The organism is Acinetobacter sp. ANC 4973, assembly GCF_002135275.1.
Taxonomy (GTDB): domain Bacteria; phylum Pseudomonadota; class Gammaproteobacteria; order Pseudomonadales; family Moraxellaceae; genus Acinetobacter; species Acinetobacter kyonggiensis.
On the sequence record NZ_NEGM01000006.1, the window covers coordinates 191,729 to 214,249 of the forward strand.

Annotated in this window: 21 protein-coding genes and 1 pseudogene; 11 read left to right on the top strand and 11 right to left on the bottom strand. The window is 39.6% G+C overall.

What is annotated here, in order from left to right:
- Positions 1-8: 8 nt before the first annotated feature.
- The 6 genes from B9T30_RS10115 to B9T30_RS10140 form a co-directional block, all read right to left on the bottom strand.
- Positions 9-857 (bottom strand): class II glutamine amidotransferase, encoded by an 849-nt coding sequence (locus B9T30_RS10115; RefSeq protein WP_086184858.1) that lies wholly within the window; start codon positions 855-857, stop codon positions 9-11.
- 195 nt (positions 858-1,052) lie between these two features.
- On the bottom strand, positions 1,053-1,952 hold the full coding sequence (gene argB / locus B9T30_RS10120; RefSeq protein WP_086184859.1) for an acetylglutamate kinase: 900 nt from the start codon (positions 1,950-1,952) through the stop codon (positions 1,053-1,055).
- A gap of 10 nt (positions 1,953-1,962) precedes the next feature.
- Positions 1,963-3,387 carry a phosphomannomutase/phosphoglucomutase gene (locus B9T30_RS10125; protein ID WP_086184860.1) on the bottom strand — a complete coding sequence of 475 codons (1,425 nt, stop codon included), beginning with the start codon at positions 3,385-3,387 and terminating at the stop codon, positions 1,963-1,965.
- A 428-nt stretch (positions 3,388-3,815) separates the two neighbouring features.
- Positions 3,816-4,268, bottom strand: coding sequence for a dUTP diphosphatase (gene dut / locus B9T30_RS10130; RefSeq protein WP_086184861.1), 453 nt, complete (start codon positions 4,266-4,268; stop codon positions 3,816-3,818).
- Positions 4,269-4,303: 35 nt separating this feature from the next.
- Complete coding sequence (locus B9T30_RS10135) at positions 4,304-6,343, bottom strand: UvrD-helicase domain-containing protein (protein ID WP_086184862.1); 2,040 nt, start codon at positions 6,341-6,343, stop codon at positions 4,304-4,306.
- Positions 6,344-6,467: 124 nt separating this feature from the next.
- Positions 6,468-7,100, bottom strand: a complete 633-nt coding sequence (locus B9T30_RS10140; protein WP_086184863.1) for an OmpA family protein — start codon at positions 7,098-7,100, stop codon at positions 6,468-6,470.
- 244 nt (positions 7,101-7,344) lie between these two features.
- On the opposite strand from B9T30_RS10140, the gene B9T30_RS10145 reads away from it, so the two are divergent.
- From B9T30_RS10145 to B9T30_RS10170, 6 genes are all read left to right on the top strand, one after another.
- The gene (locus tag B9T30_RS10145; protein WP_086184864.1) at positions 7,345-8,271 is read left to right on the top strand and encodes an acyltransferase; all 927 of its coding nucleotides are present in this window, start codon (positions 7,345-7,347) and stop codon (positions 8,269-8,271) included.
- Positions 8,272-8,290: 19 nt separating this feature from the next.
- Entirely contained in the window at positions 8,291-9,361 is a 1,071-nt protein-coding gene (locus B9T30_RS10150) for a preprotein translocase subunit SecA (protein ID WP_413772567.1), read from the top strand.
- A gap of 121 nt (positions 9,362-9,482) precedes the next feature.
- The gene (gene minC / locus B9T30_RS10155; RefSeq protein WP_086184865.1) at positions 9,483-10,214 is read left to right on the top strand and encodes a septum site-determining protein MinC; all 732 of its coding nucleotides are present in this window, start codon (positions 9,483-9,485) and stop codon (positions 10,212-10,214) included.
- A 66-nt stretch (positions 10,215-10,280) separates the two neighbouring features.
- Positions 10,281-11,093, top strand: a complete 813-nt coding sequence (gene minD, locus B9T30_RS10160) for a septum site-determining protein MinD (protein WP_004648030.1) — start codon at positions 10,281-10,283, stop codon at positions 11,091-11,093.
- 3 nt (positions 11,094-11,096) lie between these two features.
- A complete protein-coding gene (minE, locus tag B9T30_RS10165; RefSeq protein ID WP_004648029.1) occupies positions 11,097-11,369 on the top strand; it encodes a cell division topological specificity factor MinE in 273 nt (90 codons plus the stop codon).
- Between the two features lie 256 nt (positions 11,370-11,625).
- Positions 11,626-11,913: a PA4642 family protein gene (locus tag B9T30_RS10170; protein ID WP_086184866.1), complete on the top strand. Its 288-nt coding sequence runs from the start codon at positions 11,626-11,628 to the stop codon at positions 11,911-11,913.
- 89 nt (positions 11,914-12,002) lie between these two features.
- On the opposite strand, the gene B9T30_RS10175 is transcribed toward B9T30_RS10170, so the two are convergent.
- Positions 12,003-12,917, bottom strand: a complete 915-nt coding sequence (locus tag B9T30_RS10175) for an AEC family transporter (RefSeq protein WP_086184867.1) — start codon at positions 12,915-12,917, stop codon at positions 12,003-12,005.
- 90 nt (positions 12,918-13,007) lie between these two features.
- Between B9T30_RS10175 and B9T30_RS10180 the strand changes: the two genes are divergently transcribed.
- Both B9T30_RS10180 and B9T30_RS10185 read left to right on the top strand, forming a co-directional pair.
- A complete protein-coding gene (locus tag B9T30_RS10180) occupies positions 13,008-13,895 on the top strand; it encodes a LysR family transcriptional regulator (protein ID WP_086184868.1) in 888 nt (295 codons plus the stop codon).
- A 138-nt stretch (positions 13,896-14,033) separates the two neighbouring features.
- Positions 14,034-14,576: a hypothetical protein gene (locus B9T30_RS10185; RefSeq protein ID WP_227518964.1), complete on the top strand. Its 543-nt coding sequence runs from the start codon at positions 14,034-14,036 to the stop codon at positions 14,574-14,576.
- A 40-nt stretch (positions 14,577-14,616) separates the two neighbouring features.
- On the opposite strand, the gene B9T30_RS10190 is transcribed toward B9T30_RS10185, so the two are convergent.
- Entirely contained in the window at positions 14,617-17,688 is a 3,072-nt protein-coding gene (locus B9T30_RS10190) for a DNA translocase FtsK (protein ID WP_086184886.1), read from the bottom strand.
- Between the two features lie 287 nt (positions 17,689-17,975).
- Between B9T30_RS10190 and trxB the strand changes: the two genes are divergently transcribed.
- From trxB to B9T30_RS10205, 3 genes are all read left to right on the top strand, one after another.
- The gene (trxB, locus tag B9T30_RS10195) at positions 17,976-18,929 is read left to right on the top strand and encodes a thioredoxin-disulfide reductase (protein WP_086184870.1); all 954 of its coding nucleotides are present in this window, start codon (positions 17,976-17,978) and stop codon (positions 18,927-18,929) included.
- A 113-nt stretch (positions 18,930-19,042) separates the two neighbouring features.
- Entirely contained in the window at positions 19,043-19,774 is a 732-nt protein-coding gene (aat, locus tag B9T30_RS10200; protein WP_086184871.1) for a leucyl/phenylalanyl-tRNA--protein transferase, read from the top strand.
- Between the two features lie 21 nt (positions 19,775-19,795).
- The gene (locus tag B9T30_RS10205; RefSeq protein WP_086184872.1) at positions 19,796-20,611 is read left to right on the top strand and encodes an arginyltransferase; all 816 of its coding nucleotides are present in this window, start codon (positions 19,796-19,798) and stop codon (positions 20,609-20,611) included.
- A gap of 11 nt (positions 20,612-20,622) precedes the next feature.
- On the opposite strand, the gene rimI is transcribed toward B9T30_RS10205, so the two are convergent.
- The 3 genes and pseudogenes from rimI to B9T30_RS10220 all read right to left on the bottom strand — a co-directional run.
- The gene (rimI, locus tag B9T30_RS10210; RefSeq protein WP_086184873.1) at positions 20,623-21,081 is read right to left on the bottom strand and encodes a ribosomal protein S18-alanine N-acetyltransferase; all 459 of its coding nucleotides are present in this window, start codon (positions 21,079-21,081) and stop codon (positions 20,623-20,625) included.
- A 109-nt stretch (positions 21,082-21,190) separates the two neighbouring features.
- The gene (locus tag B9T30_RS10215; protein ID WP_086184874.1) at positions 21,191-22,066 is read right to left on the bottom strand and encodes a metal-dependent hydrolase; all 876 of its coding nucleotides are present in this window, start codon (positions 22,064-22,066) and stop codon (positions 21,191-21,193) included.
- Between the two features lie 201 nt (positions 22,067-22,267).
- A pseudogene (locus B9T30_RS10220) lies at positions 22,268-22,521 on the bottom strand (elongation factor Tu); the annotation flags it as partial.

The following is a 22,521-nucleotide window of genomic DNA, read 5'->3' on the forward strand; positions in this document are numbered from 1 at the left end:
TACAAGGTCTAATATTGATCTGCTTTGGTTATACGTTTTAATGCTGGATTTAATTTTTCACGTTCTAAGCGTTCAACATGGGTTTGCTGTTTCAAAATTGGCTGTCCATACTGAAATAAAATCATCTCGCCAGGTGCAAAGGCTGTCCAAAGTTCATTTTGGGTTAAAGGCTCAGTGGTAATCACAGCGACCCTATCCTCAGGCGTAGTGACTTGACTAAAATCGACTTCGACATCAAGATCAATCAATTGCGCAGGTTTAAATGGATACTCTCGTACCAACCAATGCAATTTTGTAATCGCATAAGTAAATAAGGCCTGACCATTGGACAAACAAAAATTAAAAGTACCGTGTTCTGCTATTTTTGGAGAGACTTCTGCCAACAAAGCAAAAATTTGATCAAGCTTCGGTTCATGATAACCAAACTTGTTGACCAATTGATCGAGTAAAAAACAGAAAGCACGTTCACTATCGGTATTGCCAACGGGCGTGAAACGTCCTGATAAAGAGGGATTGAAGCCATGCAAATCGCCATTGTGGGCAAAAATCCATTGCCTTCCCCAAAGTTCACGGCTAAATGGATGCGAATTTTCTAGGCTAATTTTGCCTTGCGTTGCTTTGCGGATATGTGCAATCACATTACGCGACTTAATCGGATAATTACGAACCAATTCCGCAATCGGAGATTCAACTGCCGATTGATTATCAACAAAAAGTCGACAGGCTTTATCTTCAAAAAAGGCTATACCAAAACCATCACAATGGTCTGAGGTAATACCTGCACGTTGAGAAAAACCACGAAATGAGAAAGTTACATCTGTTGGCGTAGCACAATTCATTCCGAGCAACTGGCACATAGTCTTCATCAAACGGTAAATATATGATTTTTCTATTTTGCATGACTCGAGATAGGGTTGCAAATCTCAATTTAGAATACCCATAACTATTTTATGTATTAATTCAATAATCAGCGTCAAATATGCAGCTTTATTTCAGGGCGGGACACTATAGGCAAATAAAAAGCCTCATAAAGAGGCTTTTTAATCATTTATTTATTGCTTGGCACGATTGGTAATTAACGTCCCTACACCATGATCAGTGAAAATCTCAAGCAATGTTGCATGAGGAACACGACCATCGACAATGTGCGCACTCACTACACCACCTTTCACCGCATCAAGCGCACATCCAACTTTAGGAATCATGCCGCCGTAAATCACACCTGTTTCAATCAAGCGATCAACTTCTTGCGTGGTTAAGCCTGTGAGCAAATTTTTATTCTCATCTAGCACACCCGTAATATTGGTCAATAGAATCAGTTTTTCCGCACCGAGTGCTTCTGCAACCTTACCTGCAACCAAATCTGCATTGATGTTGTAGGTATTTCCCTCATCATCCACTCCCAATGGTGCAATCACAGGGATAAAATCGCTATTGGTAAACATTTCTAAAACATCAGTTTTAACACCCACCACTTCACCGACTAAACCAAGATCAATTTGTTGTACGGTGCCATCTTCAGCAACTTTTTCCATCAACAGTTTTTGTGCGCGAAGCAAGTTACCATCTTTACCGGTTAAACCAATCGCACGACCGCCATGTTGATTAATCAGGTTCACAATCGATTTATTGACGCTACCACCCAAAACCATTTCAACCACTTCCATGGTCGCAGGATCAGTTACGCGCATCCCATCGATACGATCAGATTCACGACCCAATTGTTTTAAAAAGGAATCGACTTGTGGGCCACCACCATGCACCACAATGGGATTTAAACCCACAGTCTTCAACAAGACAATGTCACGTGCAAAAGAGCTTTCAAGCTCTGGATCGGTCATTGCGTTGCCACCATATTTCACTACTAGCGTCTTACCTGCAAAACGTTGAATGTACGGCAAAGCTTCAGTCAAAATTTGTGCTTTGCCGATGCCAGTGTGTTGATGTGGCATTCGCCTCTCCTTATTGAGCATCTAAAATGTCTTGTGCGATTTTTGGATATCGGTCACTTAACATGGAAACAAATGTATCTCGAATCGCGCTTAATCTTACAGGATTGTCTGCATCAAAGCGTACTGTAAAATATTCACCAGTATTCGATGCTCGAATAATGCCAAAACCATCTTCAAAATCAAGTCGTATACCATCAATTTTACTTAATTGTGCGCCAAAATCATGACTTTTAAGCTCAACATCATGCAATACAGCAGCAGGTATTTCACTATGGGTACTAATATAAGTATCTTCGGTACAATAGCGTTCAGGATAAATTTTTAATGCCTTTGATAAGGTTAAATCAGGCTGTTGACTCAAATATTCAAGCACACGTAAACCTGCATATAAGCCATCATCATAGCCAAAACCGCGTCCGTCATTAAACACATAATGACCCGAGTATTCTCCTCCAAAAATGGCACGACCTTTGGACTGCGCGATGTAAGTTCTTAAAAAAGAACTCCCCGTACGAATCATTTTTGCCTGTCCACCCAAGCGACAAACCGTGTTTTTCACCATCGTCGAACATTTCACATCAAAGACAACCTCGTGCCCTGGATGGGTTTTTAAACATATTTCAGCAAATAAAGACAGTAAGCGATCTGCTGAAATAATGGTTCCACATTCATCAATCAAAACCAAACGGTCGCCATCACCATCGAGTGCAATCCCAATATCTGCCTGTTGCTCAAGCACCGTTTTTCTTAATTCAACCAAATGCTTTTCTTGGGATGGATCTGGTGCATGATCTGGAAAATGACCATCCGCGTTACAACGGATTTCGATGACATCACAGCCCATTTTTTTTAACACTAAAGCTGCACAACGCCCAGCCGAACCATTTAATCCATCCAATACCACTTTAAACGGACGTTTTAACTGAATATCTTGCAATAGCGCATGTTGATACTCGAGACAATATTGAACAACAATTTCATGTTGCATAGGCTTGATGGTTACTTTTTGCGCTGGATCAAAAACATGAGTCGCACTGATCGCAACGTGTTGGATCATGTCTGGACTTGGTGGTTCATGCTGAATAATCCATTTAATCCCATTGTCCCCTTTTGGGTTATGACTTGCAGTCAGCATAATTCCATTACCATCAAATTGACGGGCAATAAAATATAATAATGGTGTCGAACAACAGCCTAAAATGGTTGCCTGAATTTGATTTTCTTCACACACCTGTCTGATTATTTCTGCATACTCAGGACTGGTTAAACGTGCATCATAACCAATTGCAAGTTGAGTCTGTCCTGCTTGCTGATATTGAGCAACCAACCCATAAGCAATCGCTTTCACAAGTTCTGGGGTCAAAAGAGAGATATTTCCACGAATATCATAGGCACGAAAAATTTGTGATGGAAATTTTTTATTTTTAAAATTCATAATTATTTCTTCTACTTACCGTAGCCCATAAAATAAATAAAATATGGAATGCTTTATTTAGGTCAAAGTTCACAAGCAGTAAATCATTTAAAATGAGAAGAGCAACATTTTAAAAGCATTCCATGCTTTTTATCAATGGTAAAAATATTTATAAAACTTTAAAAAGTTATATTTACTTGAAAAATAAATCATTTGTTTTTATTTTCAAATCAAAAAATAAATATCCTTTTAAATCAAAATAATGATTTACAATCAGATAAAAAACTACACAATTAATACCATGAATGACAATATTTTAAATCCCTGCTTACAGTGATTTTTATTATTAAATTTATTTTAAATCAAAGTACATCAAGCCTCGAACCTGATAAAAAAATAATCGGGTTATTTATTTATCAGGTCATTCATTTTTAAAGTAAATCTAATTTTTAGCCTTGACCCGTGTGACCAAAACCACCAGCACCACGTTCCGTTGCAGCAAACTCTTGCACTTGTTCAAATTCAGCATGGACTACAGGAACAAGAACATATTGAGCCAAACGCTCACCTGGTTCTAAAGTAAATGCTGTTTGACTGCGATTCCAAACCGATACCATCAACTCACCTTGGTAATCTGAGTCAATTAAGCCCACCAAATTACCTAAAACAATCCCATGTTTATGACCTAAACCTGAACGCGGTAAAATCAAGCCTGCAAAGTGAGTATCTTCAATATAAATCGCTAAACCTGTTTTAACCAATACCGTTTGACCAGGTTCAATGACAGTCGCTTCATCTACACAAGCACGCAAGTCTAAACCTGCTGAACCCGAAGTCGCATAGGTTGGCATAGGCCATTCATTACCTAAACGTGTATCGAGTACTTTCACTTGAACTTTCATCTGTTCTTTCCTAATTGCATGGTTTAAAGAGTAAATTAACGCTTAATCAGCGCACGTAAATTTTCGAGATAATGCTGTGCTTGCAATTTGGGATCAATATTGCCTGCCAATTTTTTCTTACGACCTAGCCAGTCCAAATCATCTTGGGGTAACTCATCAAGGAAACGACTGGGTGTCATTTGCTTCATTTGACCACCATTTTTACGCTGCTCTGCCAGCGTCATGGTTAAGCCTTGTCGTGCACGCGTAATCCCCACGTACATTAAACGGCGTTCTTCTTCAACCGTTTCTGCGGCAATCGAATTCTTATGCGGTAACAGTTCTTCTTCCAAACCAATCATGTACACATAAGGAAACTCAAGCCCTTTCGCTGCATGTAGCGTCAATAGATTGACCTTATCGGTATCTTCTTCTTCTTGTTGTTGCTCCAGCATATCCAGCAACACCATCTTACGAATCACACTTTCAATGTTTTTTTCATCGACATCTTCAGCGCGATTAATCAAACTTTGAATACTGCTATAGAGCACTTCAATGTTATCCAGTTTGGTTTTCTCTTGCGCAGGTGTTGCGGCTTGCTCTTTGATGTAATCGATATAGCCTGCTTCATGCATCATCTGACGGATGATCGGAACAGGTTCATCATCTTCAGTTAAGTTACGGGTAAAATTACCAATAAAATCGGCAAACTCAGCAAGTTGAGTAGTCGCCTTTTTAGGCATCACCATCGTCAAGCGCTGATCACCGGCTGCCGTTAACAATGACAAATGATTTTCTTGTGCAAATAATCCTAACTTTTCTAAAGTCACAGGGCCAATCGCACGTTTTGGTGTATTGATAATCCGTAAAAATGCACTGTCATCTTCTGGATTAATGATAATGCGCAAATAACTCATGATGTCTTTAATTTCGGCACGACCAAAGAACGACTGACCACCTGACAATTTATACGGAATTTGCATTTGACGTAGCTGGGTTTCTAAAACCCGTGCTTGGAAATTACCCCGATATAAAATCGCATAATCTTTCCAATTTTTACCATTCATCAGTTTATGGGTAATCAGATCTTTGACCACACGTTCCGCTTCATCATCGTCATTACGACAGGTAATCACGCGAATCACATCACCATGCCCCTTATCTGACCATAATTTTTTATCAAAAAGATGCGGATTATTACCAATAACCGTATTGGCCGCTTTAAGAATACGACTGGTTGAACGATAATTTTGCTCAAGCTTAACCACTTTTAAATTCGGAAAATCGTCTTTTAACAGCGCCATATTTTCAGGCTTAGCACCACGCCACGCATAAATCGATTGGTCATCATCGCCTACGGCAGTGAATTGTCCCATCACACCGACCAGCAATTTCACCAAAATATACTGGGCCGTATTGGTATCTTGATATTCATCGACCAGTAGATAACGCACACGGTTTTGCCATTTGTCGCGCACTTCGGCATTGTCTTGTAATAAACGGGTTGGCATGACAATCAAATCATCGAAATCTACCGCATTATAAGCACGTAAATTACGCTCATACAGTTGATACAAATGCGCAAATTTTACATCGTCTGCTGTTTCACACGTGGTATGTGCTTGTTCGGGTGGAATCAAATCATTTTTCCAATCCGAAATCATTTTCATTGCCTTAGCAATCAACTCTTTGCTTTCTGCCCCAGATAAATTATCGCGGTGCATTAAGTCCATCAAAATGCGCTTACAATCATCGGCATCTAAAATGGAAAAATTATTTTTTAACGGCGTATGTTTAAGTTCTAAACGCAGTAAATTCAAACCAAAAGTATGGAAAGTCGAAACTGAAAGACCTTTTGCTTCTTCACGAGACAATAACTTTCCGACACGTTCTTTCATTTCACGTGCAGCTTTATTGGTAAAGGTCATGGCCGTAATACGATGCGCAGGAATACCGCAGTTCTGAACCAAATGCGCGACCTTTCGTGTAATCACGGACGTTTTACCTGAACCTGCCCCCGCAAGTACTAACAAGGGTCCTTGAGTATATTTCATGGCTTCAAGTTGCTTGTCATTGAGTTGACTTGCCGACGACATAGTATTTCCTCGTTTTGATTCGAGCTAGATTATAGTCATCTGAATCACACTTGCATAACCTGAAATACAAATTTGACATTCATAAAAAAACCACCCGAAGGTGGTTTTTATGAGTAAACGAAACTTATTTAGTTTCGTAAACAGAAATTTCTACGCGACGGTTTTGTTCACGACCAGCAGCTGTTGAGTTATCAGCAATTGGAGAAGATGAACCATAACCACGTGCAGTCATACGTGAACTTGAAATACCTTGTGAAGCTAAGTAGTTTTTCACAGAGTTAGCACGGTTTTGAGACAATGGATTATTGATTGCATCACTACCCGTATTGTCTGTATGACCATGAATAACCAAAGCCAGTTTGCTTGAAGTACCATCTTCACGAAGAACTTTAGCAACGTCATTTAAAGCAGATTGGAACTGTGCTTGAATTGTAGACGAATTGGTCGCAAATGTTACGCTTGGCATAACAAGATTAATTGAACCATCTGGATTACGGCCTACATCAACACCAGTACCAGCCAACTCTTGACGAAGACGTTTTTCTTTCTTATCAAGAAGTAAACCCGCACCACCGCCCACAACTGCACCAATCGCTGCTGCTTGACCCATTTTATCTTTGTCGGCATTAGAATATGCAAGTCCTGCACCCAATAAAGCACCAATACCAGTACCAATGGCAGCTTTGTCATATTCCATATTTTGACAACCCGAAAGTGCCAAGGCCCCAACTACAGCTGAAATAACTAGTGCACGCATCGCATGCCTCCTTCTTGTGTTTTGTTGTATGGTGGAATCATGAATTAAAAAAAATAGGCATACCATTGATTTTTTGTAAATAACACAATCATTAGTTACATTTTGTAATATTTTATGTGAGTGTAGCAGGTTACTTAATCACAATTTCTTCATAGTTGCATGAATAGACTTTTTTATTTCAAATTCTACAATTATATTAAAAGATGAAAAAAGATTAAGCGACTTTATTTTAGGACTGTTTTATATGTCATCGCAAATTAAGAAACAACCTCTATTAAAAAAAATATCTCGAGGACTAACTGTTGGGTCGGTCATTACAGGAAGTACCTTTTTTCATGGCCCGCCTGTTCTTGCACTCGGCTTAACAAAATTCGTCAAAAAATCGCGTAAAGTTGATGAAACCAATATTCAAATTACCAACAGTTGGTTAAGTGTCAACAATTGGCTAATTGATCATGTGTTACCCCATTTGAAATGGGACATTAGCATTGATGATGATTTAGAGCTGAGTATGCAAGGGCGTTACCTGATGACCTGTAATCATCAAAGTTGGGTCGATACGACAGTCAATCAATATTTTGGCTTAACGCGTATGCCTCTGACACGTTTCTTTACGAAGTGGGAACTGATCTTTATTCCTTTCATTGGACCCGCCTTTAAAATTTTAGGCTTTCCAATGATGAAACGTCACTCCAAAGAACAGATTGCAGCCAATCCTGAACTTAAAACGCGCGATCTGGAAGAATCACGCAAAGCCTGTGAACAATTACTCAGTCAACCTTTTACCCTACTGAATTATTTAGAAGGTACGCGCTTTACCCCAGAAAAACATGCCAAGCAGCAATCCCCGTATAAACATCTACTTAAAGCCAAAGCAGGCGGCTTAGCTTTAGCTTTAAATATTTTGGGTGACAAAATTGATGCTTTGGTTGATATGACCATTGTTTATCCTGATGGCGCACCCGGTTATGGTGATTTCTGGTTAGGCGATGTCAATCGTATTGCAGTCAATCTGCGTAAAATTAACATTCCAACTTGGGTATTAGCCGGTAATTATGAAGATGATGCTGCATACCGTGAACGCTTTCAACACTGGGTCGATGAATTATGGGCTGAAAAAGATCAACTGATTGAACGTATGAAACAGCAATATCAAACCACTCAAGCCTAAATTGACAAAGCCTTAATCTATGATGCAGAACAATATGAAAACTAAGTCTAAATATCACCATCTAGATCCAAATAGTCTGTCCTTCAAACTATTTCTGATTTACGACATCTTTATGGTGTTTATTATTATTTTCAATCTGTTCTGCTTATGTGCCAATCTGTTCTTGATGAGCAATATTGGCATCTGGTTTTTCCAAAGCATTCATTTAATTGATGTACTGAACTTTTATCGTACGCATTTACACCCTTGGGTGATCAGCACAGAAGCTTGGTTTATCGTATTTTTGATTGCCGAATTACTGATTCGTTGGGGCCTTGCCATTGTGCAACGCCATCATCAGCGCTGGTTTTTCTTTCCTTTCATTCATTGGTATGAAGTTCTCGCCATTATTCCGTATCTGCGCTTTTTACGTTTATTCCGTGCTGGCATTATTGCTTACCGTTTACATGAAATGGGTTATAAAATCATACCCAAGTCACTGCAAATCAAAGGGCAATTTTATTACAGTGTAATTATGGAAGAGCTTTCCGATCGAATTGTCATTAATGTACTCGATGGCATTAAACACGAACTACAAACCAGCTCAAGTCATAAAGTCATCATTCATGATTTGGTCGAACATCATCGTGTGCTATTTGCCACTGCCCTTGCCGATATTTTGCAGGACGCCCTGAGCACGGAATTACAGGCTCAACGTCATGTGATTGCTAAAAATGTCGGTCATATTGTCAACCAAGCGATTGAAGACACACCTGAACTCACTCAACTGCTTCGCCTCATTCCTTTGGTCGGTAGTCGCATTGAACAGCAAATTCAAAGCATTGGACAACGTTTGGGGGAAAATATCACGCAGGGCTTGATTGATCCTTTCACGCCCAATGTTGCTCAAAAAGAAAATGACCAGAAAAGTGAACCCAATATTTATCAATATATTGCGGACAAAATCAGCACACTGGAAATTGAAGATAATCCACATTTGGAAAAACTGGTCGAGTCCGCAGTTTTTGAAAGTCTGGCGGCAATCCGTAAACAAGTTAAAGTCAAACAGTGGCTGATCCAGATGCAACAACAAGATCAAGTTAAAGAATGATCATGAGATAAAAATATTAAAAACACAGCTAGAGAAAACATTCAATTTGTTCTAGGATTTGCTCTATTTACAACATTACTTCGACATAAAATGAATGAGTCAGAAGTCTTAAGGAATAATTATGGCTGATATACGGATTACAGGCAGAATGGTTAATTTTACCCGATTAACTTTTGACACCAATGATCACCATGCAATCCGCCAGCAATTGACTCAAATGCTTCAAGAGACTGCCTCTCACGGCACTCTGGTCATTATTGACAGTACAGTAGAACAAGAACTGATTGCGCTTATTCAATTGTTGATCAGCCTCGATTTACAACCTATGGGCGTGATTGATGGCCTACTGACCGATGAAGCACATGCGATTCAATTCCCTGTTCTACCCGCAGACAATAAATCCTTGCAGCGTATTAAAGCCACGAAAGAGCAAGTGGCTGAGGTCAAACCTGAATATTCTGATGAGCAAGCAGCCACGCCTGCAAAAGAAGAGCCAAAACCATCTCGTGTCGTTAACCATGTGACTTCTTATCACGATGAAATTTTACGCACAGGTCAATGTCTGGTACAAGATCATGGCGATATCATTCTTAATGCAGGGATTAATAGTGGTTCTGAAGTAATTGCTTCAGGAAATATACATATTTATGGTAGCGTCCGTGGTAGAGTCATTGCCGGCGCAGGCGGGAACCATGCAGCACGCATTTTCTGCCACTCCCTAGAAGCAGAATTGGTCTCTATTGCAGGCACATATTGTGTAGCAGACGACATTCCACAGCATGTCTTAAAAAAATCTGTACATATTTACCTGAATGACCAGCAAGAGCTTGTATTTGAAGTTCTAGAATTTTAATGTATAAATAAACACCAGAAGCCCCATATCAAAAAGGGGATTTGAACCATAACAGGAGTGGATTCGGTGGCGAAAATTGTTGTCGTAACATCAGGCAAAGGTGGTGTAGGTAAAACTACGACTAGTGCATCTTTTGCAACAGGTTTAGCCCTTCGTGGTCACAAAACTGTTGTGATCGATTTTGACGTGGGTTTACGTAACCTTGACTTAATTATGGGTTGTGAACGTCGCGTTGTTTATGATTTTGTGAATGTATTAAATAATGAAGCTCGACTTCAACAAGCCCTTATTCGCGATAAAGATATTGAAAATTTATACATCTTGCCTGCATCACAAACCCGTGATAAAGATGCCTTGACCGATGAAGGTGTTGCACGTGTGATGGATGAACTTTCACAAGAGTTTGACTACATCATTTGTGATTCACCAGCGGGCATTGAACGCGGTGCAATTCTGGCGATGTATCATGCTGATGAAGCCATCATTGTGACGAACCCTGAAATTTCTTCAGTCCGTGACTCTGACCGAATTATTGGTATGCTAGATAGCAAAACCAAAAAAGTGGAACAAAACGAAGGGCGTATCCGTAAGCATTTGTGTATTACACGATTCAATCCAGAACGTGCTGATAAACAAGAAATGTTAACCATTGACGATATTTCTAAAGATATTTTACGCGTACCAACTTTGGGTGTCATTCCTGAATGCAAAAGCGTATTACAAGCGTCTAACGAAGGTAAACCCGTGATTCTTTTCACTGAAGAAACAGCGGGTCAGTCTTATGATGATCTTGTGGCGCGCTTTTTGGGAGAAGAACGTCCTTACCGTCATATTACGGTAAAACCTAAAGGTTGGTTAGCACGATTATTTGGAGCGTAAAAAATGGCAGGATTCTGGAGTAAATTATTCAGCAACGATGATAAACCTTCAAGCGCACAAACTGCTAAAGATCGCTTAAAAGTAATTGTTGCCTCTGAACAAGGTTTAGGTAAACGCTTAAGCCAAGATAAAATTGACCAAATGAAGAAAGAAATCATGCAGGTGGTCAATCGTTATGTTCGCGGTGTAGATGAACAACATATTCAAATGTCTGTTCGTTCTGAAGCCAATATCGAAATGTTAGAAATGAATATCAATTTGCCTGAAGAGCGATAATCTGAATTCTGATTAGTCAAGCAAATTGAATCAAGGCAAAATATGAGGCTGGATTAGCAAAGTATTACTTTGCCCAGTCGCAAGATGAGAAGCTAGGCTTCGAGTGGACTGGATTAGCAAACTTAAAGCACTGCTTTAAGGATTTGCCCAGCCGCAAGACAAGAAGCTATGCTTCGAGTTGGCAGAAGAAAGTGCTACTTTCCTCAATCTGCCGCATATTTTGCCTTTTTATTTTATTCATACCAAGGAGATTGCGATGGCATTATCTCAGCCAGCAACGTTCAACGAAGAATGGTCAGACGAGCGTGTATTTGCCTATTTAACTCAGCTTCCTCCTGCAAGCGTGAATGGTGATTTTCACGTGCTCTACCACGCATTCAAACATATGCGTCCAAATGACTACGAGCGCTTATTAACTCAATTCGTGGCTGATGGCCGTGATGTCAATGCTACCAATCCTGAAGGCCAACGCATTCATGATGTGATTGCGGAATATCCTCGTCAACGGGATGAATTTTTAGAAGTTCTTGCAAAATTTGCATAATTTTTAAAAGCATATTTCGGAAATAAAAAAAGCCCATCTATTTTATTAAAATAGATGGGCTTTTTTTATGCTGTAATTTAAGCATCACATTAAGTCAGCAAGATCATCAACACAGGAAAAGTAAATGCAAAGCATAAGGTTTGCAAACTAATCACCCCCGCCATAAGTTGACTATCTCCATTAAAATAGCGCGTTAAAATATAAGCCGCAGATGCCGTGGGCAAAGAACAGAACACCACCAAAATAATCGTTTCAAAATCATTTAAATTCAGCATAGAACAAATTAAATAAGCCAAACATGGCACCACGATTAAACGCCCCAAGGTATTCAATAATAGTCGTATATAATCATGTTTAAGCTGAGCAAACTGTAAAGCAGCACCAACAGAAATCAAGCCCAAAGGTAAACTCATACTGGCTAAAAATTTAAGCAATTGCTCCACGCCAGAAAATAAAGACAGTTGTAGTAAGTTAAAAATAATACCCACCACACAGCCTAAAATTAATGGATTTTTCATCACAGAAAATAAAATTTGCCTCGGTTTTAACCCCTGTCCTTGTGAAAAAGCCAACACCGAAATTACATTCACCAACGGAATCGCCAAAGCAATCATCATGGCGAACATTTGCATGCCTTGAGCGCCGAACAACAACGACATAATGGATAAGCCAATATAAGTATTAAAGCGAATCTGGCTTTGTACATACACGCCAAAACGCGCTACTGGAATATGAAAAAATGCCCTCGCTATCCATAAAATCAAACTACTACTGAGAATAATGATCACGAGTGCCAATAACACTTGAGTCAGCGTTAGCCATTCAAACTTCACATAAGCAAGATTATTAAAAAGTAATACGGGAAACAGAATCAAATAATTGAGTTTTTCAGCACCGCGCCAAAATTCATCGCTTAAAAACTGAGTTCGTTTAAAAATATACCCCATTGCAATTAGGGCCACCAAGGGAAATAGAGCGATGATAATATTCACGAATACATCCATTTACACATAATATGCACTTTCACTTTGTCTAAGTGCACAATATAATACTCATTTATATTCATAACAAAATGAGTAAACACTCATATCAAAATGACTTTCACACAACTAGAAATTTTTGTTTTAGTGGCTCAATATCAAAGTTTTACTTTAGCCGCTCAACATCTAAACATTACCCAATCGGCTGTTTCACATGCTTTAAAATCTTTAGAAAAGCACTGGGCCGTTCGTTTAATGATTCGTGAGCAAAATCAAATAGAACTAACTCAAATTGGTCAGCAATTACTGCTACATGCCAAAGAGGTGTTAAATACTGCACAAATGATGCAACAACAAATAAAAGCCTCGCATGGTATTCAGCAAGGAACCTTGCGAATTGGCTCCTTTGGTGCATCGGCATCCATTCATTTACTGCCTGAATTACTCAAAGCTTACCGAATACGCTATCCTCATATTGAAATATTTATTGAGGAAGGCACCGACCTTGAAGTATCCCAGTGGATTCAAGAACGACAAATTGATGTTGGATTTGCAGTATTGCCTCGCCCCCATTTAATAACTTACCCCTTACTGCAAGATATTTTTATCGCGCTCATCCCCAAAAGCTATCCTGTCTCAGAAAAAATCGCTTTAAATATTCAAGATTTGCAAGACTATCCTTTTATTATGACCAAGGCAGGCAGTCAAACCCATGTAGAGCAGTTGTTACACCAATATCATGTTCAGCCAAAAATTCAATATCAATTGTCCCAATTATTGACCATTTTAAATATGGTCAATTTGCAGGAAGGCATTGCCATTGTTGCAGATATGTCGATGAGCTCCGAACTACTACGGTTACATCCGAATGTAGTGAAACGTCCCCTTATTCCAAACACTCAGCGCCAAATTGGGCTTGCAGTTAAAGATGAGAAATCCATCAGCCCCGCAACGAAAGCATTTATTCAATTAGCGCAAGAAATGTTCTATTTTAAGCAATAAATATCATAAGGGCATTGATCACTAATTTGTATTTTGGGGTAACGTCATCTAGCTAAAGTTATTGATTTAAAAGTAAATGGTGTTGCACTTCAAATACTAATCTAAGTATTAAAAAATAAACCCCAAATAATAATGATCATGCAAAATCTAGAAAACACAGAAACTGAAGTCCAAATACTGAATATTGGCATCGAAGAACAAAAAATCATGAGCCTAAAATGGTTCATTTTCTTATCTATTATTTCTTTTGGCCTCTACCCCATTTGGTGGATCTTTGAAGCTTGGCGATTTTTTAGGCAGAAAGATGAATTAAATATCATGCCTGCCATGCGGACAATACTCGCTTATTTCTTTATCTATTCGCTCTTTAATAAAATTCAAACGTATGCTGAAAGGCAAGGCTATTCACAAAAAAATTCATCGCTCATGATGTGCATAGGATTTATCCTGTCATCCTTGCTATCAAGTCTGCCTGATCCTTACTGGCTCATTTCAGTATTCAATTTTGTTTTTCTCATTCCAGCATTTCAGGCGCTGAATTATGCAAAATTGAACTCGCAAGGGCTTCATACAGTCCAAATGAAAAAATTCAGTCTGCCGCAAAAATTCTTGATTGCATTTGGGATTATTTTTTGGATTTTGATTTTAATGGCTTTATTTATTTTAGAAACGCCACAATAGACCTTTGCCTATTGTGGCGCCTTAATCATAGGGCGTGCTATTAAACTAAAATATCACGTTTACCATTTGCACCCATGCCGCTGACGATGCCATTTTCTTCCATTTGGTCAATGATACGTGCGGCACGGTTATAGCCGAGACTAAACTTACGTTGTAACGATGAAGTTGAAGCCTTACGCGTTTCTAAAACAAAGGATACGCATTGATCATATAAAGCATCACGTTCCGAACCGCCATCACCATCTTCAAAACCACGTGAAGTGGGTTCTTCATCGTAAGGGGTCAAAATTTCATCGACATAGTTTGGAGCAGCACGTTCACGCCATGCATCACAGATGTTGTTCACTTCATCATCTGAAATAAATGCCCCATGCACACGCTCAGGCTCAATTTTACCCGGCCCAAGAAACAGCATATCACCATGACCGAGCAGGTCTTCTGCACCACCCGCATCCAAAATGGTACGCGAGTCAATTTTACTATTTACGCGTAACGCCACACGGGTTGGAATATTGGCTTTAATCAAACCGGTAATCACATCCACCGATGGACGCTGTGTGGCAAGCAATAAGTGAATCCCCGCAGCACGAGATTTTTGTGCCAAACGAGTAATCATCTCTTCAGCCTTTTTACCTACCTGCATAATCATGTCGGCAAACTCATCGGCCACAATCACGATTGAAGGTAAAGGCGTTAAACGTGGCGCACGCTCTCCTACAACCGAGTCACTGGCTTTCCACGTTGGATCAATGAGATCTTCACCATTGGCAATTGCTTCTTCAACCTTACGATTGTAATCTGCAAGTTTACGAATTTTCAAATAAGACATCAGCTTATAGCGACGTTCCATTTCATTGACACACCAATTCAAGGCATTGACGGCATCTTTCATGTCCGTAACCACAGGGGTGAGCAAATGTGGAATATCGTTATAGTTGGCAAGCTCTAACTGTTTCGGGTCAATCAAAATTAAACGCAACTCATTCGGCGTATATTTCAACAACATCGATAAAATCATCGAGTTCACTGCCACTGATTTACCTGAACCTGTTGTACCTGCGACCAGCATATGCGGCGCTTTACCTAAGTCAGCAATGACTGGATTACCCGAAATATCTTTCCCCATTGCCATCGAAAGAATGCTATTGGGATCGGTAAAAGCAGGAATGGTCAATAATTCGATTAGACGCACCATTTCACGTGTGCTATTCGGCACTTCAATCCCGATATACGGTTTGCCCGGAATGACTTCAACCACACGTACAGATGCCATCGACATTGAACGTGCAAGGTCACGAGAAATATTGGTGACTTTGGATGCTTTAACACCCGGCGCTAAATCCAGCTCAAACCGAGTCACCACTGGGCCCGGCTGTGCTTCTATGACTTTGGCTTTGACATTAAACTCTTGCAGTTTAATCTCTAAAAGCTCAGATAAACGCGCCAATTGTTCGGCAGTAAAATTGACTTTTTTATTCGGATCAACAGAATCAAGCAACTCTAAACCTGGCAAGGTCGGTAAATCGCGACGTCTTTGTGCCACTTGCATGGAAAGCGACATTGGTCGCCCCATTGAATCGGTCAAAGGTGCATCTAAGTCAAAATCATCTTCATCCGATGCCACAATATCTACAGGTTTACCCGCTGTCTCCTGCCAAACTTCACGAAACACATCTTTATTGGAGGAAATTAATGCTTTTTCATCTTCTGAAATAATCGGTTGTGGTGGTTGAGTATTAATTTCTGCACGTACAAATGCGGATGACTGGGCATAACTACTGCTTGTACGTACTGGAGCGGCTGGCTCTTTATCCTCAATTAATAAATCATCAACCAACAAATCATCTAGTTCGTCAAATTCATCGTCTAATGCAGTATTTTTAGGTGTTGTATGCACTAAAGGCGAAGCTGCGATTGTCGATGATGCCAGTACAATCTTTTCTGTGGTAATTGATGGTGCAGATTCAACCTCTATAGAATTAAAAGGTGTGTGAACATCTGTTGCCGTTTTTCCACTTGGCACTGCTGCAAGCAATTCATCAAAGATTTCATCATCATCCCAATCTAAATTTTGCTTAGTATCAGATGCGACAGTTGATGCAGGCTCATCATGTACAACCGCTTTAAAATGTTCATTCGGTGTATGCAGTTCAGATTCTTCTGCTGCTGCTTTTAACAACGCATCAATATCTTGTTTATGCGTTTGGTTTTCATCTGAATTTAATGCACGCCAAACTTCACCCGTCTGTACAACACGTTGAGTCTTTTGTTCTAAACGATGGGCTTTTTCTAAAACTTGGTTGAATTCTTCTTCATCTTCTTCATCATCAATAATAAGCTGTTGCTGAGCATGCTGTTCTTTTTCAACCATATCATCAAACAAGCGCTCCGCAGCCTGATCTCGCACCATAGAGGATACGATTTTCACGTCGCCATGTTCTGGCACAGCTGTGATATTTTCGGTAACTTTTGCTGGAGTACTTGCCACTGATTTTTTCACTTCAGGGGTTGTACGATCAAATGCAGATTCCGTTTCAGGCACATTTTTATAAAATAAATCTTGTAAATACGCAGGCGTTGCCTTAAGTGTCGCCCATGTTTTATTCCACTTCACCCCAAATGCGAGAGTAAAAAGCACAAACCAAAAGACCACCAGAAAAATGGTTGCACCATAAATGGTTAAAATCTGTGAAAGACTTTCACCCAATTCATAACCAATAATCCCGCCCGATGAATTATCCAAAGTATCGGCAGGAACTTGCCAATACAAATACAATAAACTCGATGTTGCCAATAAAATAAAAAATTGCGCTGCATAGCGAAATGGTTTATTTAAAAAACTATAGGGCCACCAGACTTGAATGGCTTCAACGAATAAAAAGATGGGAATAAGTAAGCTTGCCCAACCTAAAAAACCAAACAATAAATCTGCTATCCATGCGCCTGCGACACCACTGGCATTTGACACCTGTTGAGTATCACTGGAAATATGCATCCAGCCCGGATCAAAAGGCGTGTAAGTCACTGTTGCTAGGAATAAATAAATTCCAAATGAGACTAAAAATAATGTCATTATTAAGCGCTGTGCATAAACACTCGACACCGCAGTCATATACTGTCCTGTAACCAATTTTTCATTCATGTTTTTGTAAGAAACTAAGACAAAATAGTTTCACAATTAAACTCGATATTATGCACCTGTTCCAAGAAAAAAGATGCAATATTATGTAGAGGCTGTTGTTAACAAATCTTATGAATTAAGTATCTAGTACCGCGCTCTTCTTGTATATAGCTCAAATCGATTTCAATGATCAATAATATCGACATTGAACGTCCACAACTGCTATCGAGTTTCACGTATAATTCCACAAATTTCTAAATAAAAAAAGGATGCCACGAATGAGCGCTCGTCACTCACGTTTGATTATTCTAGGTTCAGGCCCTGCGGGTTATAGCGCAGCAGTTTATGCTGCACGTGCCAACTTAAAGCCAACGCTGATTGCAGGCATACAGCTGGGTGGGCAATTAACCACTACAACTGAAGTTGACAACTGGCCAGGCGACCCAGAAGGTTTAACAGGTCCAGCACTCATGGAACGTATGCAAGCACATGCCGAACGCTTTGGTACAGAGATTGTGTACGACCACATCAACGAAGTTGATTTAAGCGTTCGTCCATTCGTTCTAAAGGGTGATATGGAAGAATTCACCTGTGATGCACTGATTATTGCAACAGGTGCTACAGCGCAATATTTGGGTTTGGAATCTGAAACTAAATTCATGGGTCAAGGTGTAAGCGCATGTGCAACCTGTGATGGTTTCTTCTATAAAAACCAAAAAGTTATGGTTGTCGGTGGTGGTAATACTGCGGTTGAAGAAGCGCTCTATCTATCCAATATTGCAGCGCACGTGACGCTCGTTCACCGCCGTGACTCTTTACGTTCAGAAAAAATCTTACAAGATCATTTATTTGAAAAAGTAAAAGAAGGCAAAATCAGCATTCTTTGGAATAACCAAGTCGATGAAGTTTTGGGTGATAAAACGGGCGTAACCGCAGTTCGTTTGCAGTCAACCGCAGATAACACGACCCAAGATATAGATGTTCAAGGCTTATTTGTAGCCATTGGTCACAAACCAAACAGCAGCATGTTTGAAGGTCAATTGAACTTGCGTGATGGTTATATTCAAGTGCAAAGTGGTACATCGGGTAATGCAACCGCAGCTTCTGTTGCTGGGGTATTTGCAGCAGGTGACATCGCAGACAGCGTTTATCGTCAAGCCATTACTTCAGCAGGTTCAGGTTGTATGGCTGCATTGGATGCAGAAAAATATCTCGATGCTTTAGCTGACTGATTGAAATAAATCAATTCAATGCAACAAAAACCGTCCTCTCTGGGCGGTTTTTTTATATGATAAAAACCACAACCAGTTTTACCGCACCTTAATTTTTACTCAGGCTAAATTTTATGCATACCTTAGCACCATCAGAATTCATTTTTCCAGACCCGATTGAGTCTGATCCCGATGGACAGGGACTGATTTGCATAGGTGCCGACCTCTCCCCTGCGACCTTATTTGAAGCCTATACGCATGGTTTGTTCCCGTGGTTTTCTGAAGATGAACCTATTTGCTGGTGGAGTCCTGAACCACGTTGCATTATTCGTCCTGCTGCTTATCGCCCAAGTAAGTCTTTAATACGTAATATGAAAAAGTTTGATTACAAAATTACGATCAACCATGCTTTTGAACATGTAGTTCGCTCCTGTTCACTGCCACGCAGCTATTCTGAAGATACTTGGATCTCTGAAGAGATTATTGACGGTTATTGCCAATTATTTGATGCTGGTTATGGCTATAGTATTGAAGTATGGGATGAAAATAGAATCGTTGGCGGTTTATATGGAGTCACCATTGGACATGGCTGTTTTGGCGAATCCATGTTTAGCACCCAAACCGATGTTTCAAAAATGGCTTTTTATACGTTAATGCGCATTGGTCAGGAAAATCACCTGCCTTGGATTGACTGCCAATTGGTTAATGATCACCTTTTAAGCTTGGGCGCTTGTACACTTTCTCGCCAAGCGTACCTTAATTCGTTACAAGATGTTGTTAAACAACCCCCTATCGATTGGAAAAGATATCAAGAAGGTGTATTTTCAAGTAAAACAATAGTGCAGCAAGCACGATTAATTGAATGACAATAATAGAGGGATCTTGCTATGAATTCGTATCACCCAAAGTCCCGATTAAATGATTTACAGTATTATATTACCCCACCCCACAGCTGTAGCTACTTAGAAAATAAGTCTGCACGGATGGTTTTTTTAGATCCTGCACATCGGATTGACGTAGTCACTCTGTCTGAATTATCACGTACTGGCTTTCGTCGCAGTGGTGATTTTGTCTATCGTCCTGAATGCCACTTATGTCGACAATGCTTATCTTGTCGTGTACCTGTAACTGAATTTCAAATGAATAGTTCGCAAAAAAAGGCATGGAAGCGCAACCAAGACCTCACGGTTAAAATCACACGTGCTGCCGATGCCTCCGAAATTCATTACAACTTATATGAACGCTATATTAATGAACGCCATGCAGATGGCGATATGTTTCCACCCAGTCTAGATCAATTTGAAAAATTTTTAGTGCATAGCTGCACAGAGAGTTTTTTTCTAGAATTTTGGAAAGATGATCAATTAATTAGTGTATCTAGCTGCGACACTCTAGATGATGGTATTTCTGCGGTTTATACTTTTTTTGATCCAAATGAAAATCGTCGCTCTTTAGGTGTCTTTGCCGTACTTAAACAAATTGAATATGCCAAAGCCTTAAAATTACCCTATGTCTATTTAGGCTATTGGGTTCCTCATTCCGATAAAATGAATTATAAATCGCAATATGTGCCTTTAGAATTATTGATTGATGGGCAATGGCGACGTTTAAATCGCATGCTAAATCCAGAAGAAATTCAACAATTGGGAAACTCACTCATGACAACATTGCCCTCTGGATGGAATAACCCAATTATTAAATAACCATTTCTTTATTATTTAAACAGTTGTGAAAAATCATCACTGCATGATTTGACCATAATAATGGCATGCTCACGCGTACCATTAGGGGCGGGATAATAATTTTTACGTAAATCGATTTGATGAAAACCTGATTTCTCATACAGCGCGATCGCCGCTTGATTACTTTCTCGCACTTCTAAAAAAATTTGCAGCGGATCATTTTTCAATTGCGCAATCGAAGCTTCAAGTAATTGATAACCCAATCCTTTGCCTTGTTGACTCGGATGAATAGCCATCAACAAAAGATTTGCTTCATCTAGCACGGGTTGTAAGATACAAAAACCAACCACGTTCCCTTGCTGTTCAATCACAGTACTTTGATAAGAATCTATCGATTCTTTAAATTGTTGTTCCTTCCAAGGATGGGTTTGAACCAGTTGTTCAATTGCGGTGACTGCCGCGAGATCAGAGATGTGCATTGAACGTATCATGTGTAGAAACAACTTTTTAATTCAGTCATTTATATTATAAAGCATCAGCTCACAACACAAATACAAAAAAGGGCAATTTTGTTTGCCCTTTTAAATATAAGAACGCGAATCAGAATCCCAATTTTAGCTTCCAGTCTGCCAATAACTGATCTGTATTGCTATCATTTGGATGGAAATTAGGGCGGAAGAAATCTAACAGCTCAGGAATTTGGCGAGTAATAAAACCTTTACGACCATACATAAATTTCAACATATATTTACTGTCTTTCAATGTCAATTTTCGGTCAGTTTTCATTAATTGAGCGGTAAAATAAGATTGCGTTATAAAAATGAGCGTCATAGCAAGAATCATTGCTGTTGCACGCATTCCGTATGCTTTCAGACCACGCCCATACATTGCTGTATAAACATCAAACACAACCGCTTTATGTTCATTTTCTTCAATTGCATGCCACATCCACAACTGATACATCGTTTTATTATTAAAGATGGCCTGAACATCTTTATTTTGTAACAATTCGGAGGCAATGACTGCGGTAAAATGTTCTAAAGCACAAGTCCCTGTTAAATCAATCATTTCCTTGCTAAATCCAAATGGTTTTAGTAATTGAGCAACGACTTTTGTGCCTGTTTTAATGACTTTTGCGGTCTGATTTTCCATGGTTCTCACATCATAACCATATGCTTGGGCAGAAGAGTTAAAAGCCAAATGCTCTTTAGAATGCATAGCCTCTTGACCAATAAAGGCACTAATTTCCCTTTGTAAATCAGGATCACTGAGTTTTGGATTTTTACGTACTGCACGTGTACTATCAACAAAAAACTGTTCACCTTCAGGAAACAAAGCAGATAATGCAGTCATAAAATGGGTCAGTCCCGCATCATCCCCTGCCCAATAACGTGCCACTTCACCAAACTCAAAATCCATACGACGAACAGGAAAACTTGCACCCGCACGATTTGAAATATTTACTTTAGCATTCATGCCTATTACTCCTAATCTTCTTTTTATTACCACTCTTGATTCATCATACGAGTTTAAATTGAGAGAATAAGGGCAGATCAGGTCAGAGAAATATCACCTAAGGACAGCTTTAGAATAAATTGTTAGACAATGATTACGTTTATAATTTTAAGGCAATAAAAAAAGCGCCCCAAAGGAGCGCTTTTTTCACACAATCAATACTTATGCAGTTACTTTCGCAACAACACCAGCACCAACTGTACGACCACCTTCACGAATCGCAAAACGTAGACCTGGGTCCATTGCGATTGGGTGAATTAGTTCTACTGACATTTCTACGTTGTCACCAGGCATAACCATTTCCACGCCTTCTTGTAATTGGATTGCGCCAGTTACGTCAGTTGTACGGAAATAGAATTGTGGACGGTAACCGTTAAGGAATGGTGTATGACGACCACCCTCTTCTTTAGAAAGTA

Coding starts and splice junctions, on each gene's coding strand:
- minC (WP_086184865.1), top strand. CDS start 9,483: ATGGCTGATATACGGATTACAGGCAGAATGGTTAATTTTACCCGATTA.
- dut (WP_086184861.1), bottom strand. CDS start 4,268: ATGAAAGTTCAAGTGAAAGTACTCGATACACGTTTAGGTAATGAATGG.
- B9T30_RS10190 (WP_086184886.1), bottom strand. CDS start 17,688: ATGACTGCGGTGTCGAGTGTTTATGCACAGCGCTTAATAATGACATTA.
- B9T30_RS10150 (WP_413772567.1), top strand. CDS start 8,291: ATGATGCAGAACAATATGAAAACTAAGTCTAAATATCACCATCTAGAT.
- B9T30_RS10140 (WP_086184863.1), bottom strand. CDS start 7,100: ATGCGTGCACTAGTTATTTCAGCTGTAGTTGGGGCCTTGGCACTTTCG.
- B9T30_RS10215 (WP_086184874.1), bottom strand. CDS start 22,066: ATGAATGCTAAAGTAAATATTTCAAATCGTGCGGGTGCAAGTTTTCCT.
- trxB (WP_086184870.1), top strand. CDS start 17,976: ATGAGCGCTCGTCACTCACGTTTGATTATTCTAGGTTCAGGCCCTGCG.
- B9T30_RS10180 (WP_086184868.1), top strand. CDS start 13,008: ATGACTTTCACACAACTAGAAATTTTTGTTTTAGTGGCTCAATATCAA.
- minE (WP_004648029.1), top strand. CDS start 11,097: ATGGCAGGATTCTGGAGTAAATTATTCAGCAACGATGATAAACCTTCA.
- B9T30_RS10185 (WP_227518964.1), top strand. CDS start 14,034: ATGCAAAATCTAGAAAACACAGAAACTGAAGTCCAAATACTGAATATT.
- B9T30_RS10145 (WP_086184864.1), top strand. CDS start 7,345: ATGTCATCGCAAATTAAGAAACAACCTCTATTAAAAAAAATATCTCGA.
- B9T30_RS10135 (WP_086184862.1), bottom strand. CDS start 6,343: ATGTCGTCGGCAAGTCAACTCAATGACAAGCAACTTGAAGCCATGAAA.
- rimI (WP_086184873.1), bottom strand. CDS start 21,081: ATGATACGTTCAATGCACATCTCTGATCTCGCGGCAGTCACCGCAATT.
- B9T30_RS10125 (WP_086184860.1), bottom strand. CDS start 3,387: ATGAATTTTAAAAATAAAAAATTTCCATCACAAATTTTTCGTGCCTAT.
- B9T30_RS10205 (WP_086184872.1), top strand. CDS start 19,796: ATGAATTCGTATCACCCAAAGTCCCGATTAAATGATTTACAGTATTAT.
- aat (WP_086184871.1), top strand. CDS start 19,043: ATGCATACCTTAGCACCATCAGAATTCATTTTTCCAGACCCGATTGAG.
- B9T30_RS10115 (WP_086184858.1), bottom strand. CDS start 857: ATGTGCCAGTTGCTCGGAATGAATTGTGCTACGCCAACAGATGTAACT.
- B9T30_RS10175 (WP_086184867.1), bottom strand. CDS start 12,917: ATGGATGTATTCGTGAATATTATCATCGCTCTATTTCCCTTGGTGGCC.
- B9T30_RS10170 (WP_086184866.1), top strand. CDS start 11,626: ATGGCATTATCTCAGCCAGCAACGTTCAACGAAGAATGGTCAGACGAG.
- argB (WP_086184859.1), bottom strand. CDS start 1,952: ATGCCACATCAACACACTGGCATCGGCAAAGCACAAATTTTGACTGAA.